We start from the raw sequence: 15,139 nt of genomic DNA, 5'->3' as shown, positions 1-15,139 counted from the left end.
GTGTCACAATGGACTTATCAAACTTAAGACCTGCTGATGGGGCAAAACATAGCGATAATTTCAGAAGAGGCCGTGGACACGGTTCAGGAAACGGTAAGACTGCCGGAAAAGGACACAAAGGACAGAAAGCTCGTTCAGGAGCAACAAGACCTGGTTTCGAAGGTGGCCAGATGCCGTTATACAGAAGAATCCCGAAGAGAGGATTCACATGTAGAAACTCTAAGACAATTGTTGGAATTAATATAAGTGCTCTGGAAGCGTTTGATAATGATAGTGTTGTTTCTGTAGAGACATTAATCGAAGCGGGAATCGTTAAGAACCCGAGAGATGGTGTTAAAATTCTTGGAAATGGAGAATTAACCAAAAAGCTTACAGTTCAGGCAAATGCGTTCAGCGCAGGCGCTGTAGAAAAGATTGAAGCTCTTGGTGGAAAAGCAGAGGTGATCTAATGCTACAGACATTCCGTAAGGCGTTTCAAATTGATGATATACGGAAAAAGATACTGTATACCCTTGCGATGTTGTTTGTAGTACGTCTAGGCTCACAGCTGCCGATACCGGGAGTGAATGGGCAGTATATTAAAGACTTTTTTGCGAATCAGTCCGGTGAAACGTTCAATTTCTTCAGCGCCTTCACCGGCGGTTCCTTTGAACAGATGGCTATATTCGCATTGAGTATCACACCGTATATTACTTCTTCCATTATCATGCAGCTCCTTACAATTGCAATTCCGAAGCTTGAGGAAATGCAGAAGGAGGGCGAGGATGGCCGGAAGAAGATTACCGCAATCACCCGTTATGTGACGGTTGCTCTGGCGCTGATTCAGTCCACTGCTATGGCAGTAGGCTTTGGACGTCAGGGATTCTTAGAAGAATACAATTTTGTAAATGCAGCGATTGTAGTTCTTACTATGACAGCTGGTTCTGCATTCCTTATGTGGATCGGTGAACGTATCACGGAGAAGGGTGTGGGAAATGGTATCTCCATCGTCCTGCTCATCAATATCTTATCCCGTGTGCCGTCAGACCTTACGACCCTTTATGAGAAGTTCATCAAAGGAAAAGGACTTGCTAAAGGAGGACTTGCAGGACTTATTATACTTGCAATCATCTTAGTATTAGTAGTACTTACTGTAATCCTACAAGGCGGTGAGAGAAGAATTCCTGTTCAGTATTCCCAGAAGGTTCAGGGCAGAAAGACCGTGGGCGGACAGTCCACTAACATTCCGCTGAAGGTGAATACAGCTGGAGTTATCCCGGTAATCTTCGCATCATCCATTATGCAGTTCCCAATCGTGATAGCGTCATTCCTTGGAAAAGGAGATGGGACTGGAATTGGCAGCGAGATTCTCCGTGGACTTAATTCAGGAAACTGGTGTAACCCACAGCATATTAAATATTCATGGGGACTTCTTATTTACATTGCCTTGACAGTCTTCTTTGCATATTTCTATACGAGCATTACTTTTAACCCGTTGGAAATCGCAAATAACATGAAGAAGAGCGGGGGATTTATTCCGGGTATTCGTCCGGGCAAACCTACGGTAGAATACTTGAATAAAATTCTGCATTATATCATTTTTGTAGGTGCATGCGGTCTGGTTATCATTCAGGTTATTCCGTACGTATTCAACGGAACGCTGGGAGCAAATGTTTCTTTCGGTGGTACATCACTGATTATTATCATTGGTGTAGTATTGGAGACAATTAAACAGATTGAGTCACAGATGCTCGTGCGTAACTATACAGGATTTTTAAATAACAAAGGAAATAATATGAAAAATAGTTTCCTTGGATATTAAAAATAAGACAATTTAGCTCGTTGTTTTTTATTCCTTGCGGGGAATAAAAGCCAACGAGTTAAGTACTATCTAAACAAAAATAAAAGGAGGCCGCAGAATGAAGATAATTATGTTAGGCGCGCCGGGAGCGGGCAAAGGAACACAGGCAAAGAAAATAGCTGCCAAATATGATATTCCACATATTTCTACAGGCGACATTTTCCGTGCCAATATCAAGAACGGTACAGAGCTTGGAAAAAAGGCGAAGACCTTTATGGATCAGGGACTCTTGGTTCCCGATGAACTGGTCGTAGACTTGGTTGTAGACAGAGTGAATCAGGAGGATTGCCAGAAGGGATATGTTCTTGACGGATTCCCGAGAACGATTCCTCAGGCGGAAGCCCTTGACAAGGCTCTTGAAGCACAGGGGCAGAAGATGGATTATGCCATCGATGTTGATGTTCCGGATGAAAACATTATTAAGCGTATGGGCGGCCGCAGAGCGTGTGTAGGCTGCGGAGCTACATATCATCTAGTATACGCGGCGCCTAAAAAAGACGGTATCTGCGATACTTGCGGAGGAGAATTGATTCTTCGTGACGATGACAAACCGGAAACAGTAGAGAAACGCCTTGGCGTTTACCATGAACAGACACAGCCGCTGATTGACTACTATACAAAAGCCGGTATTTTAAAGACTGTGGATGGAACTGTAGATATGGAAGACGTATTTGCAGCAATTGTTTCTATATTAGGAGAGTAATATATGTCGATTACGATTAAATCAGAAAGAGAAATTGAGCTGATGACAGAAGCCGGAAGGATTCTGGAAATCGTACATGACACGCTTCGGGAAGCATTGAAGCCGGGAATGACAACATTGGATATTGACAGGTTGGGTGAGGAAGTGATTCGCAGCTACGGCTGCGAGCCTTCTTTCCTAAATTACAACGGGTATCCGGCGTCTATCTGTGTCTCTGTCAACGAAGAAGTAGTCCATGGGATTCCGAGCGGCAAACGTATAGTCAAAGAAGGAGATATTGTAAGTCTTGACGCAGGAGTTATATACAAGGGATATCATTCCGACGCGGCCCGCACCTACGGGGTAGGGCAGATAAGCCGCGAGGCACAGGAATTGATACAGATTACCCGTGAAAGTTTCTTTGAGGGTATAAAGTTTGCGAAAGAAGGCAATTATCTATTTGAGATTTCAGAGGCAATCGGAAAATATGCTATGGCAAAAGGCTATGGAGTTGTGCGGGAGTTGTGTGGACATGGAATCGGTACTCACCTCCACGAGGAGCCGGAGATTCCAAACTTTCCTATGAACAGGCGCGGGCCGAAACTGAAGGCGGGAATGACATTGGCAATTGAGCCTATGATCAATGCCGGCACAGAAAAGGTCAAATGGCTTTCGGATGACTGGACAGTAGTCACAAAGGACGGCGCTTTATCGGCACATTATGAAAATACAGTGCTGATTACAAAGGGAGAACCGAAGCTTCTGACATTGTCGGACCAAGGGGTGTAGGAAGTATGGATAGATGGGAAAAAGGAATGCTTGCAAAGTCGCTGGCCGGACATGATAGCGGAAAAATCTATGTAATTATTGATTTGGATGAGACATATGTATATCTAGCGGACGGTAAGATTAGAACACTTGCCAAGCTGAAAAAGAAAAAAAGAAAACATGTGCAGCTCATTCGCAGACAGTATGAAATAGAAGCAGCGGACGATGTGAGAATTAAACGGATACTGAAAGAGTATGAAAACCAGAAAGCAGGAATGAAGGAGGAAAACTAACATGTCAAAAGCAGACGTAATCGAAATCGAAGGAACTGTAGTAGAGAAACTGCCCAACGCAATGTTTCAGGTTGAATTGGAGAATGGTCATCAAGTACTTGCGCATATCAGCGGCAAACTTCGCATGAACTTTATTAAAATTCTGCCGGGTGACAAAGTTACATTAGAGCTGTCACCATACGATTTATCTAAAGGAAGGATTATCTGGAGAGATAAATAAAAAAGTATTGACTTTAGGAAAAAAGTAGTGTTATAATATTAGGCGAACTGTTCTCGGACAAATTGGCTGGGAATAGTAGAAACTGCAGACAAAGCAAGGTATACCCGATAGGGCATCCCTCAACGTATACCGCAGCTATGCGGTCAGGGATAAGGTATGAAAGGAGGATTTGACGTGAAGGTTAGATCATCAGTAAAACCGATTTGCGAAAAATGCAAAGTTATCAGAAGAAAAGGGAGCGTCAGAATTATCTGCGAAAACCCGAAGCACAAACAAAGACAAGGCTAGGCATTGAACACTTAGCGAAGCGTAGCTGAGCTTAGTGAGAAAGCCGTTCCCAAGCGTTAGCGACGACGAGCCGACAGGCGACAGAGGAGCTTAGGCGCACGGAACTTGTATGTCTTAATGAGACTAAGAAGTCTCAAGTTAATTTTGTGCAAACTAATTTAGGCGGCTGATAGTAGGATACGCCAGGGTGTGTGTGGGCGCTATCTACTATTTAATATACATGACACCACGGGTTAGGTGGTTTCTAGTATATTGCTTAAATACCGGCGGTCATTAACCGAATAAACGGTTGCCGGAAAGGATGCGGATACCGACGCATCTGGGCTGGGATATCGGAACAGGATTCCGGTAGGGCATAACTTAGTTCGTTGCCCGCAGCCTCAGTTTTTGACAATGGACAGAACCAGAACATGAAACAGAAAATGGAGGAAATCACAAATGGCTCGTATTGCAGGTGTAGACTTACCAAGAGACAAACGTGTAGAAATCGGATTGACTTATATCTACGGAATCGGTAGAACAAGCGCAACCCGTATCGTAGCAGAAGCAGGAGTTAATCCTGACACTCGCTGCAGAGATTTAACAGATGAAGAAGTTAAGAAAATCAGCGCAGTAATCGACGAAACTCAGACTGTAGAAGGTGATCTTCGTCGTGAAATCGCCATGAACATCAAGAGACTTCAGGAAATCGGATGCTATAGAGGAATCCGTCACAGAAAAGGTCTTCCAGTTCGTGGTCAGAAGACAAAGACCAACGCAAGAACAAGAAAAGGACCAAAGAGAACTGTTGCTAATAAAAAGAAATAGTTTAGCGAAAGCAAGCTGATAAGCGCAGCTTGAGGTTAGCTATTTCTTTGTTCTGAGCACCGAGGGTGCGCAGAACTACCTAAGGGGGCTTAGTGAATCGAGCTTCTGCAAAGAAACCAATGAAATAATTTTAGGAAAGTGTAGGTTAGTTTAAATGGCTAAGAAAGTTACAAAAAAAGTGACAAAAAAACGTGTCAAGAAAAACGTTGAACGCGGACAGGCACACATCCAGTCATCTTTCAATAACACAATCGTTACTTTGACAGATGCACAGGGAAATGCTTTATCATGGGCAAGTGCAGGCGGTCTGGGATTTAGAGGTTCAAGGAAATCTACTCCATATGCAGCTCAGATGGCAGCTGAAACAGCAGCAAAGGCAGCTTTAGTACATGGTCTTAAAACAGTAGACGTATTCGTAAAAGGACCTGGTTCAGGAAGAGAAGCAGCAATCCGTGCACTTCAGGCTTGCGGAATTGATGTAACAAGCATCAGAGACGTAACACCGGTACCGCACAACGGATGCCGCCCGCCGAAGCGCAGAAGAGTTTAGTCTCGGGCTTTTGGTGATTTAGTAGGATTAGGAAACCAAGCGGTGCTAAGAGCAATCCGCTGTAATACGTCATTAATGTAGGAGGATATTAGAACATGGCAGTAAATAGAGTTCCAGTTCTTAAAAGATGCCGTTCTTTAGGAATGGATCCGGTATATTTAGGAATTGACAAAAAGTCTAACAGACAGTTAAAAAGATCAAATAGAAAAATGAGCGAGTACGGTCTTCAGTTGCGTGAAAAACAGAAAGCTAAATTTATCTACGGTGTTTTGGAAAAACCTTTCAGAAACTACTATGTAAAAGCAAAACAGATGAAGGGTATGACAGGTGAAAACCTGATGATCATCCTTGAGTCCAGACTTGACAACGTAGTATTCCGTATGGGATTTGCAAGAACAAGACGTGAGGCAAGACAGATTGTAGACCACAAGCATGTACTGGTAAACGGAAAACAGGTAAACATTCCTTCTTTCCTTGTAAAAGCAGGCGATGTGATCGAGATTAAAGAGGCAAAAAAAGGCTCCCAGAGATACAAAGATATCGTGGAAGTGACAGGCGGACGCATGGTACCGGATTGGATGGATGTTGATATCGAGAATCTGAAAGGTACTGTAAAAGAGCTTCCACTTCGTGAAGCAATCGATGTTCCTGTAGACGAAATGTTGATTGTCGAGTTATATTCTAAATAGAGCGGATTTCTGTAGAAAAATGCACCACTTAACGAACCTGTTTGTAAGGTTCGTTAAGGTTCTGTTAGGAAACAGACACCCTCAACATTTAATAACCCACAAGGAGGGACCAAAATAGTGTTTGATTTTAATAAACCGAATATTGAAATTACTGAAATTTCAGATGATAAGAGATATGGCAGATTTGTGGTAGAGCCGCTGGAAAGAGGATATGGGACAACTCTGGGAAATTCCCTTAGAAGAATCATGCTTTCCTCCCTTCCGGGTGCTGCTGTAAGCCAGATTAAAATCGACGGTGTACTGCATGAATTCAGTTCTATTCCGGGCGTAAAAGAAGACGTTACCGAGATTATTATGAATCTGAAATCACTGGCAATCAAAAATACTTCCGATACAGATGAGCCGAAGACAGCTTATATTGAGTTTGAAGGAGAAGGCGTTGTGACAGCTGCTGACATTCAGGTGGATTCTGATATTGAAATCATGAATCCTGAGACAGTTATCGCTACACTGAATGGAGGAGCCGACAGCAAGCTTTACATGGAGCTGACTATTACAAAGGGACGCGGCTATGTGAGTGCTGACAAGAACAAGAGCGATGACCTTCCTATCGCAGTGATTCCGATTGACTCTATCTATACACCGGTAGAACGTGTAAACCTTACGGTAGAAAATACACGTGTCGGTCAGATTACAGATTTTGACAAACTGACACTGGATGTATTTACCAACGGGACATTGATGCCGGACGAGGCTGTCAGTCTTGCGGCCAAAGTACTGAACGAACATCTCAAATTATTCATCGACTTATCTGAAGTTGCTCAGGCAGCCGAGGTTATGATTGAAAAAGAAGATGATGAAAAAGAGAAAGTATTGGAAATGAGTATTGATGAGCTGGAACTTTCCGTACGTTCCTACAACTGTCTCAAGAGAGCAGGAATCAATACCGTAGAAGAGCTTACCAACAGAACTCCGGAAGATATGATGAAAGTCCGCAACCTCGGACGCAAATCATTGGAAGAAGTTCTTGCAAAATTAAAAGAACTCGGCCTAGAGCTGAGCCAGGGAGAGGAATAGAGCACTTAGCGAAAGCAAGCCTAAGGCGCAGCTTGAGGTTAGTGCGAATTCCGTTCTTCGTATCTTAATGAGACCGAGTCGAAGACGAGAGACGAATTTAGAGACGAAGGAACTACCACGTCTCACTTAGCGAGCACAAGCCGGAAGGCGCAGCTTGAGGTTAGTGCGAACTCCCTTTTGACACCCAATTATCTGGCTAGTAAGCCCGATGAAGCATAACCAGATGGCATATCCAGTAAGTCCGAAGAAGCATGTGATATGTCCCAAATAATGGAGGACTAGAAAAATGGCAAAATATAGAAAACTTGGCAGAACGTCAAGCCAGAGAAAAGCATTATTAAGAAATCAGGTAACAATGCTGTTACAGCACGGCAAAATCAGAACTACAGAAGCAAAAGCTAAGGAAATCCGCAAGATTGCAGAAGGACTTATCGCTTCCGCAGTGAAAGAAAAAGACAACTTTGAAGAAGTAACAATCAAAGCAAAAGTTGCCAGAAAAGATAAAGACGGCAAGAGAGTCAAAGAAGTTGTAGACGGTAAGAAAGTTACTGTATACGACGAAGTTGAGAAGACAATCAAAAAAGATGCTCCGTCCAGACTTCATGCAAGACGTCAGATGTTGAAGGTTCTTTACCCGGTTAAAGAAGTTCCGGCTGGAAATGCAGGAAGAAAGAAAAATACTAAGGAAGTTGATTTGGTAGATAAATTATTTACAGAAATCGCTCCTAAGTATGTAGACCGCAATGGTGGTTATACAAGAATCATCAAGATCGGACAGCGTAAAGGTGACGCTGCTATGGAAGTATTGATTGAATTAGTATAATAACAGCGTGCTATTAAGAGTATAAATAGGCAGCCTGTGCAAGAGTCCGAGAGGGGTCTGCGCAGGCTTTTCTTTATTTCATGAGGAGTTGAAGTGGACTTGTCCACTTTATCCTAAAAGGAAGGAATAATTTATGTCAAACGCGACAAAATATGCATTGGAGGCGGCCTTTAAGAAACTGCTTTTGAAAAAGCCCTTGGACAAGATTACTATCAATGACTTGACCGGTGAATGTGGAATCAGCCGAATGGCATTCTACTATCATTTTAAGGATATCTATGACTTCGTGGAATGGGTATGTCTGGAGGACGCAAGAAGAGCGATTCAGGGAAAGAAGACTTACGACACATGGCAGGAAGGGCTGCTGCAGATATTTGAGGCAGTTGTGGAAAATAAACCTTTCATCATGAACGTATACCGCACGCTCAGCAGGGAGCAGATAGAGAATTATCTATTTAAGCTGACACATGACTTGCTGATGGGAGTGGTGGAAGAAAAATCAGATGGAATCAATATTTCCGAGGAGGAAAAAGCATTTATTGCAGACTTCTATAAATACGGATTCGTAGGTATTATGCTTGACTGGATCAAAGACGGCATGAAGGAAGACTACGATGATATAACAGATAAAATCAGTATTACACTCAAAGGAAACATTGGGAATTCTATTCACAATTTTACAAAACGGGGCAAATGATAAAAAGCTTATCATTTGCCTCGTTTTGTAAATTGCAGAGTAAAGATATGGTGATTATGATAAGAGTACAGCGAAACAAAAATAAGAAAGGTGGTAACAGTTATGGCGAAAAAAGGTACTAAAATCGGTGTTGCTTCCGCATTGGCAGTAGGTGCAGGCGCGGCAGCATTATACGCGAAGAAATCTATGAAGAGTAAGAATGAAGAACCTCAAAATACAAAAAATAATAAAACGGTGGAGCAGGAAAAGGATTACCGCAACACCGAGCGGGGAAAGGATGCTAAAAACAGTAAAGGCATCTACTATAGTAATGGCAACTATGAGGCATTTGCCAGACCGGAAAAACCGGCGGGAGTCGATGAAAAAAACGCATATATCGTGGGAAGTGGCTTGGCTTCTTTAGCGGCGGCTTGTTTCCTTGTAAGAGACGGACAGATGCCGGGCTCCCATATACACATTTTGGAAGCCATGGACATTGCAGGAGGCGCCTGTGACGGTATCTATGATTCCACCAGAGGATATATTATGCGCGGCGGGCGGGAGATGGAAAACCATTTTGAATGCCTGTGGGATTTATTCCGCAGTATCCCGTCCATTGAGACACCGGACGTCTCTGTGCTGGATGAATATTACTGGCTGAACAAACATGATCCAAACTACTCCTTGTGCAGAGCTACCGTTAACCGTGGAGAAGACGCCCACACAGACGGGAAGTTCAATCTGAGCCAGAAGGGCTGCATGGAGATTATGAAGCTCTTTTTGACAAAAGACGAAGATTTGTATGATAAAACGATAGAAGATGTGTTTGACGAAGAAGTTTTTGATTCCACATTCTGGCTCTACTGGCGTACCATGTTTGCCTTTGAAAACTGGCACAGTGCACTGGAAATGAAATTGTACTTCCAGAGATTTATCCACCATATCGGCGGCCTTCCGGATTTCAGCGCATTGAAGTTCACAAAATATAATCAGTATGAATCCTTGATTCTTCCGATGCAGAGATATCTGGAGGAGGCAGGTGTAGATTTCCAATTCAATACAGAAGTGACCAACGTTATCTTTGATTGTAAAGAAAATAAAAAAGTGGCGACAGCCATTGAGTGTAAGGTTAAGGGGGCGGAGAAGGGAATTCTTCTCACAGAAAATGATTTGGTATTTGTGACGAACGGTAGCTGTACCGAAGGAACGATTTACGGAGACCAGAACCATGCGCCAAACGGGGACGCGGAGGTAAGGACTAGCGGATGTTGGAACTTGTGGAAAAATATTGCCAAGCAGAATGCGGCCTTTGGCCATCCGGAGAAATTCTGCTCCGATATAGCTAAGACCAATTGGGAGTCTGCCACAATCACCACGCAGGATGACAAAATCATTCCGTATATTACCAATATCTGCAAACGTGACCCGAAGAGCGGCAAGGTGGTAACCGGAGGAATTGTAAGCTGTCAGGATTCTAAATGGCTGATGAGCTGGACGATCAATCGTCAGGGACAGTTTAAGGAGCAAGACCCGGATAAGGTCTGTGTGTGGGTATACGGATTATTTACAGATGTCCCCGGAGATTATGTGAAAAAGCCCATGAGAGACTGTACCGGAAAAGAGATTACGGAGGAATGGCTATACCATATAGGAGTTCCGACAGAACTCATTCCGGAGCTGGCAGAAAATAGCGCCGTATGTGTTCCGACCATGATGCCGTATATCACAGCGTTTTTCATGCCGAGAGCCAAAGGGGACAGACCGGACGTCATTCCTGACGGATGTGTGAACTTTGCGTTTTTAGGACAGTTTGCGGATACACCGAGAGACACTGTCTTCACTACAGAATATTCGGTAAGGACGGCGATGGAGGCTGTCTACGGATTGCTTGGGGTAGACCGGGGGGTTCCGGAAGTATGGGGAAGCGTCTACGATATCAGAGAGCTGCTTGACAGTTCTGTAAAGCTAATGGACGGAAAATCACCGTTTGAAATCAAGCTGCCCGGGCCGCTGAACGCACTAAAGAAACCACTCATACGGTTTGTAAAAGGAAATGTTATTGAAAAACTGCTCAGAGAGCATCATGTTCTGAAGGACTATATGTAAAAGGAAACGAGATTTGGCATAGACGATATTTACTGTCGTCTATGCCATTTTATTTGCCAAGATATTTGTTTTACGAGGAACAGAGACAATCACAGGGGCGAGCTATATGCGCCGCTGCTGCTTTGGAGACGGAACTCGGAAGGCGTGACTCCGTAATATGACTTGAACTGCTTAGTAAAATATGCACTGGAGGAAAAGCCGACAGCTTCGCTTATCTCCCGTATACTGGATTCCGTTGTCAATAACAGCTCCCGCGATTTTTCCAATCGAATAGTAGTCAGGGCCTGAATCGGAGTGATGTGGTAAGAATTCTTCATACAGCGGATGATATGTACCGGGTGGAAATTATACTTTTTGGCCAAGTCCTTAATGGTGAAGCTTTCACGATAGTTATTCTGAATATACTGCATAACCTCAGAGGCCAGACTATCTGAGGCATTGCTGAACTTTGTGTCTAAGTTCAGGAGATTTAGGATATCCACAAATAAACGCTGCTGCTGCAGGGGATTTAAGTTCGTGTAATTACGGGTAGTCAGTGTGGTGGATTCTGTCTGGCTGTTGTACTTATTGATTGTAAACATCAACAATGGTTCAATATATTTTTTCAGTGTATCGGCAAGAGGCTCAGGAAGCTGGTGGTATTTGGGGAGCGTAATATAAAATAAAGTATCTCTGAACAAAGACTTGCTGACTGTACGGTTGACCGGATGCAGATGTCCGGATTCATAGAAGGAGCCGGTGCATCCCATGTGAAGCCAATAGAACACAGTCTCCGTATCACAGAGTTTATAACTGTGGTGAGTCTTGTCAGGAGAAAGAATTAGAAGTTGATTTTTATCTAGGACATAATGTTCATTTTCTTCTACTATATACAACCTGCCGGAAACGACGAAGAGCAGGTCGAACACTCCGATGTTGGAGCGTTTTTTGTGTTTATCGCCTTTGCGGTAAGTTGCCTTACCTGCCGCAATAAAGTGTGGAGTGGGAGGACACTCGAAATGCATGTAAATCATTTTTATCTCCTTTCTGTACGACGTATTATGTCGAAAATCAGAACTATAGTCTAGATTTAAAAAAAAAAATGTTAATTATATTATAATAATCATCAAAAACTGTGTTAATTTTATTATACTAATATGTTAATAGTATACATTGTTAATTCTAAAATCACAAGATATAATCTGCTTATAGTTAGAATATTTCATGAAATATCAGGAAAATCAAACCATAAGGAGGAAAAGTATGAAAAAGATTGTGAAAAGATTATTGGCATCGGGGCTTTGTATTTCATTATGTTTAGGGCTAATTGGATGCTCCGGAGGAGCAAAAGAGGAAAAAAAGGACGGCGGAAAGACAGAAGTTACCATATGGGTGAGAGAACAGATGGAAGCGCCCATCACGGCCGCTGTGAAACAGTACAATGAGAAGCAGGATAAGGTGAAAGTAAATGCAGTGGTCTATCCTGACAATGAACTGACTGACCAGCTCACGTTAGCATTGTCATCGGGTAATGTTCCGGACATCGTTTCACTGGATGATATTCTTGCACCGTATTACAATTCAATTTCGGCACTTTCTGACGTGACGGAACAGTTTGACAAACTCCCATACAAAGATACTTTTAGTGAGGGAATGGTGGAGCTTGGAAAATATGACGGAAAACAGTATGCGATACCGTTTGCACCCGATGTTTCCGTAATGTTTTATAACAAAGAGCACTTCAAAGAGGCAGGGCTGGATCCTGAAAAAGGGCCAGAGAACTGGACTCAGTTGATCGAATATGCACAGAAGCTGACCACCAACGAGCGGTTCGGCTATACCTATAACGGAGGCGGCGGACAGATGTTTACCTTTGTCCCTTATATATGGAGCAACGGAGGAGACCTTCTATCCGAGGATGGAAAAACTTGTCTTTTGGATCAGCCGCAGGCGGTGGAGGCACTTCAGCTATATGATGACTTGACGAATAAATATAAGGTGACCCCGGAAGGAGTTACCACTTATTCTTGGTCTGAGTCGCAGGATGCGTTCCTGACTGGAAAGGTAAGTATGACGGTGCTGGGCAATTCACAGCTCTATACGTTCTTGACAGATTACCCTGATTTTGATTTTGGGGTCTGCCTGATTCCGAAAAGTGATAATGGGGAATACACCTCCTTTGGCGGCGGAGATTTGATTGCGGTCATGGAGCAGTCAAAACATAAAGAGGCGGCGTGGGACTTTGTCGAGTATGCGCTCAGCGAGGAGGTTCAGGTAGAGTTATTTGCCAAGAACGGACTTCTGCCGGCAAGAACAGATTTGTTCGACAACGAATATTTTAACGGGAATGATAAATACAAGGTACTGCAGGAGGCTCTGAAGGTTTCCCGCGCATCTTGGTCAGAGAATTATAATGAAATGAATCAGCCGCTGGTCAATGCGACGCAGAGCTGCCTGATGGGAAATGCCACCGCAGAGGAGGCATTCAAGGCCGCGACAGATGAGATTAATAAGATTATGCAGTAAGTAGATAGGGAGTGCGGCAGGCATACCGGCCGCACTCATTTCCACCCTGCGGGTACTAGAAAGGGAAAGAATATGAGAAGTAGAAGCAGGAAAATAAAAAAAACAATGATACCATATCTATTTATCGGCCCGGCGCTGCTGATTAATCTGGTGTTCTTCTGCCTGCCGTTTATACAATCCCTGCTGATGTCGTTCTTCGATTGGCCATTGCTAGGAGAAAAAATATTTGTAGGATTAGAGAATTACAAAGCTTTATTTACAGACGGACAGTTTGGAGTGTCGCTTGTGTTCACTTTCAAATACACGCTGTTGGTCACGCCTGCCTTGTTCATTATGGCTTTTATTCTGGCACTGCTGATCGACGGGAAATTCAAAGGCGTGACTTTGTTCCGGACGATTTACTTTTCGCCAGTGGTCATCTCTATGACATCATGCAGCTTAATCTGGCTTTGGATTTATAATGATTTGTATGGTATATTGAATTACATTTTTCTAAAGCTTGGTGTAATTGATAAGTCGGTCTTATGGATGGGGACAGAGAAGACATCACTTCCGGCGATTGTGTTTATGATTACTTGGAAAATGGCGGGATTCTCTATGCTTATTATTCTGGCGGCGTTCCAGTCAGTCGATATGGAGATATATGAATCGGCGGACATAGACGGAGCATCCAAAATACAACGATTTTTCCGCATAACATTGCCTATTATCAGGCCGCAGGTAGGGTTAGCCATGATTATGTCGGTGATTGGCTCCGTGCTGGCATTTGAGCAGTTTTTAATTATGACCAAGGGAGGGCCGACAGAGACAACGACGACTTTGGTGCATTATATTTACAATACGTCATTCAAATACTATAAGTTCGGATATGGTTCTGCGATGACAATGGTACTGTTGGCCATTATGCTGCTATTGAGCCTTTTGCAGATGCGCATGATGAAAGACCCGACGGAGTAGGAGGAGAGGATGAGAGAAAAACATACCGGAAAAATAATTGCCAATACCATTCTGTCCCTTATTATATTAATGCCGCTGTACTGGACATTTATAACGTCTGTAAAGGGGAAGAATGAAATATACCAGCAGCCGCCTCAATTGCTCCCTAAAGGGATCAATTGGACGAACTATAAAGAGATTCTGCTGAAAAATGACGGGGTATTTCTTGGATATTTAAAAAATTCAGTTGTCACGACACTACTGACAATGATTCTTGTAGCGGCAGTAAGCCTGCTCGCAGGTTATGCCCTCTCCAAAATGCAGGTAAAAGGGAAAAAGATAGTAATGCTTTTGATTATCTCAGCGCTGATGATTCCCTTCCAGACTTTGATGATTCCGCTGTATTCCGTGATGGCAAATTTGGGGCTTACGAATTCCAGATTGTCCATGATATTGATTTACGCCACTTTTCAGACACCCTTTGCCATCTACATGATGAAAAATGCATTTGACGCCATACCTGATGGACTGAGGGAAGCGGCGCAGATAGACGGGGCCGGGGACATCCGGATTTTTTTCAAAATCATGATGCCTACAACGTGGGCTTCCATTGCCACGATTTTTATATATTCGGCCTATACTACGTGGAATGATTATCTGATTGCGGTTGTTTTTGCGAATAATGATTCGATAAAGACATTTAACGTAGGACTTACTAATCTAGCAATCGGCCAGTACGGAACCGAATGGGGGCTTTTGACGGCCGGTTCCATTATAGGCCTTGCTCCGATTATGCTCTTATTCATCTTCTTGCAGAAATACTTCATAAAAGGGATGCTTGGAGGAGCCATGAAATAAAATGAACTCGACGGAGGATAT

Annotated in this window: 18 protein-coding genes; 17 read left to right on the top strand and 1 reads right to left on the bottom strand. The window is 43.2% G+C overall.

Annotation, left to right across the window (positions count from 1 at the left end; all coding sequences use genetic code 11):
• Window positions 1-8 precede the first annotated feature (8 nt).
• The 14 genes from rplO to BN6465_RS17340 all read left to right on the top strand — a co-directional run bounded on the left by rplO (window position 9) and on the right by BN6465_RS17340 (window position 10,819).
• Window positions 9-449, top strand: a complete 441-nt coding sequence (gene rplO, locus BN6465_RS17400; RefSeq protein ID WP_066737578.1) for a 50S ribosomal protein L15 — start codon at window positions 9-11, stop codon at window positions 447-449.
• Window positions 449-1,801 carry a preprotein translocase subunit SecY gene (gene secY, locus BN6465_RS17395; RefSeq protein ID WP_066737577.1) on the top strand — a complete coding sequence of 451 codons (1,353 nt, stop codon included), beginning with the start codon at window positions 449-451 and terminating at the stop codon, window positions 1,799-1,801. The genes rplO and secY overlap by 1 nt, the downstream gene beginning before the upstream one ends.
• 97 nt (window positions 1,802-1,898) lie before the next feature.
• Window positions 1,899-2,543, top strand: a complete 645-nt coding sequence (locus BN6465_RS17390; protein ID WP_066737575.1) for an adenylate kinase — start codon at window positions 1,899-1,901, stop codon at window positions 2,541-2,543.
• 3 nt (window positions 2,544-2,546) lie between these two features.
• Window positions 2,547-3,311: a type I methionyl aminopeptidase gene (map, locus tag BN6465_RS17385; RefSeq protein ID WP_066737573.1), complete on the top strand. Its 765-nt coding sequence runs from the start codon at window positions 2,547-2,549 to the stop codon at window positions 3,309-3,311.
• A 5-nt stretch (window positions 3,312-3,316) separates the two neighbouring features.
• Window positions 3,317-3,583, top strand: a complete 267-nt coding sequence (locus tag BN6465_RS17380; protein ID WP_066737571.1) for a KOW domain-containing RNA-binding protein — start codon at window positions 3,317-3,319, stop codon at window positions 3,581-3,583.
• A 1-nt stretch (window position 3,584) separates the two neighbouring features.
• Window positions 3,585-3,803 carry a translation initiation factor IF-1 gene (infA, locus tag BN6465_RS17375; protein ID WP_004607275.1) on the top strand — a complete coding sequence of 73 codons (219 nt, stop codon included), beginning with the start codon at window positions 3,585-3,587 and terminating at the stop codon, window positions 3,801-3,803.
• Between the two features lie 174 nt (window positions 3,804-3,977).
• On the top strand, window positions 3,978-4,091 hold the full coding sequence (rpmJ, locus tag BN6465_RS20350) for a 50S ribosomal protein L36 (protein WP_074017808.1): 114 nt from the start codon (window positions 3,978-3,980) through the stop codon (window positions 4,089-4,091).
• 438 nt (window positions 4,092-4,529) lie between these two features.
• Window positions 4,530-4,898, top strand: coding sequence for a 30S ribosomal protein S13 (gene rpsM, locus BN6465_RS17370; protein WP_066737569.1), 369 nt, complete (start codon window positions 4,530-4,532; stop codon window positions 4,896-4,898).
• Window positions 4,899-5,052: 154 nt separating this feature from the next.
• Window positions 5,053-5,448: a 30S ribosomal protein S11 gene (gene rpsK / locus BN6465_RS17365; RefSeq protein WP_066737567.1), complete on the top strand. Its 396-nt coding sequence runs from the start codon at window positions 5,053-5,055 to the stop codon at window positions 5,446-5,448.
• 95 nt (window positions 5,449-5,543) lie between these two features.
• The gene (gene rpsD, locus BN6465_RS17360) at window positions 5,544-6,137 is read left to right on the top strand and encodes a 30S ribosomal protein S4 (protein WP_066737565.1); all 594 of its coding nucleotides are present in this window, start codon (window positions 5,544-5,546) and stop codon (window positions 6,135-6,137) included.
• A gap of 117 nt (window positions 6,138-6,254) precedes the next feature.
• Window positions 6,255-7,214, top strand: a complete 960-nt coding sequence (locus tag BN6465_RS17355; RefSeq protein ID WP_066737563.1) for a DNA-directed RNA polymerase subunit alpha — start codon at window positions 6,255-6,257, stop codon at window positions 7,212-7,214.
• 286 nt (window positions 7,215-7,500) lie between these two features.
• A complete protein-coding gene (locus BN6465_RS17350; RefSeq protein ID WP_066737561.1) occupies window positions 7,501-8,037 on the top strand; it encodes a bL17 family ribosomal protein in 537 nt (178 codons plus the stop codon).
• Between the two features lie 133 nt (window positions 8,038-8,170).
• Window positions 8,171-8,734 (top strand): TetR/AcrR family transcriptional regulator, encoded by a 564-nt coding sequence (locus BN6465_RS17345; RefSeq protein WP_066737559.1) that lies wholly within the window; start codon window positions 8,171-8,173, stop codon window positions 8,732-8,734.
• A 102-nt stretch (window positions 8,735-8,836) separates the two neighbouring features.
• Entirely contained in the window at window positions 8,837-10,819 is a 1,983-nt protein-coding gene (locus tag BN6465_RS17340) for an oleate hydratase (protein WP_066737557.1), read from the top strand.
• An 89-nt stretch (window positions 10,820-10,908) separates the two neighbouring features.
• Here the strand turns inward: BN6465_RS17340 and BN6465_RS17335 are convergent, their stop codons facing one another.
• A complete protein-coding gene (locus BN6465_RS17335) occupies window positions 10,909-11,832 on the bottom strand; it encodes a helix-turn-helix transcriptional regulator (protein WP_066737555.1) in 924 nt (307 codons plus the stop codon).
• Window positions 11,833-12,061: 229 nt separating this feature from the next.
• Between BN6465_RS17335 and BN6465_RS17330 the strand changes: the two genes are divergently transcribed.
• From BN6465_RS17330 to BN6465_RS17320, 3 genes are all read left to right on the top strand, one after another.
• Window positions 12,062-13,324 carry an ABC transporter substrate-binding protein gene (locus BN6465_RS17330; protein ID WP_066737553.1) on the top strand — a complete coding sequence of 421 codons (1,263 nt, stop codon included), beginning with the start codon at window positions 12,062-12,064 and terminating at the stop codon, window positions 13,322-13,324.
• Window positions 13,325-13,396: 72 nt separating this feature from the next.
• The gene (locus BN6465_RS17325) at window positions 13,397-14,281 is read left to right on the top strand and encodes a carbohydrate ABC transporter permease (RefSeq protein ID WP_066737552.1); all 885 of its coding nucleotides are present in this window, start codon (window positions 13,397-13,399) and stop codon (window positions 14,279-14,281) included.
• A 9-nt stretch (window positions 14,282-14,290) separates the two neighbouring features.
• The gene (locus BN6465_RS17320; RefSeq protein ID WP_066737550.1) at window positions 14,291-15,118 is read left to right on the top strand and encodes a carbohydrate ABC transporter permease; all 828 of its coding nucleotides are present in this window, start codon (window positions 14,291-14,293) and stop codon (window positions 15,116-15,118) included.
• Window positions 15,119-15,139: the final 21 nt, after the last annotated feature.

Source organism: Bariatricus massiliensis (genome assembly GCF_900086725.1).
GTDB classification, from domain to species: Bacteria; Bacillota; Clostridia; order Lachnospirales; family Lachnospiraceae; genus Allocoprococcus; species Allocoprococcus massiliensis.
This window is presented reverse-complemented; position numbering and strand designations above follow the sequence as displayed.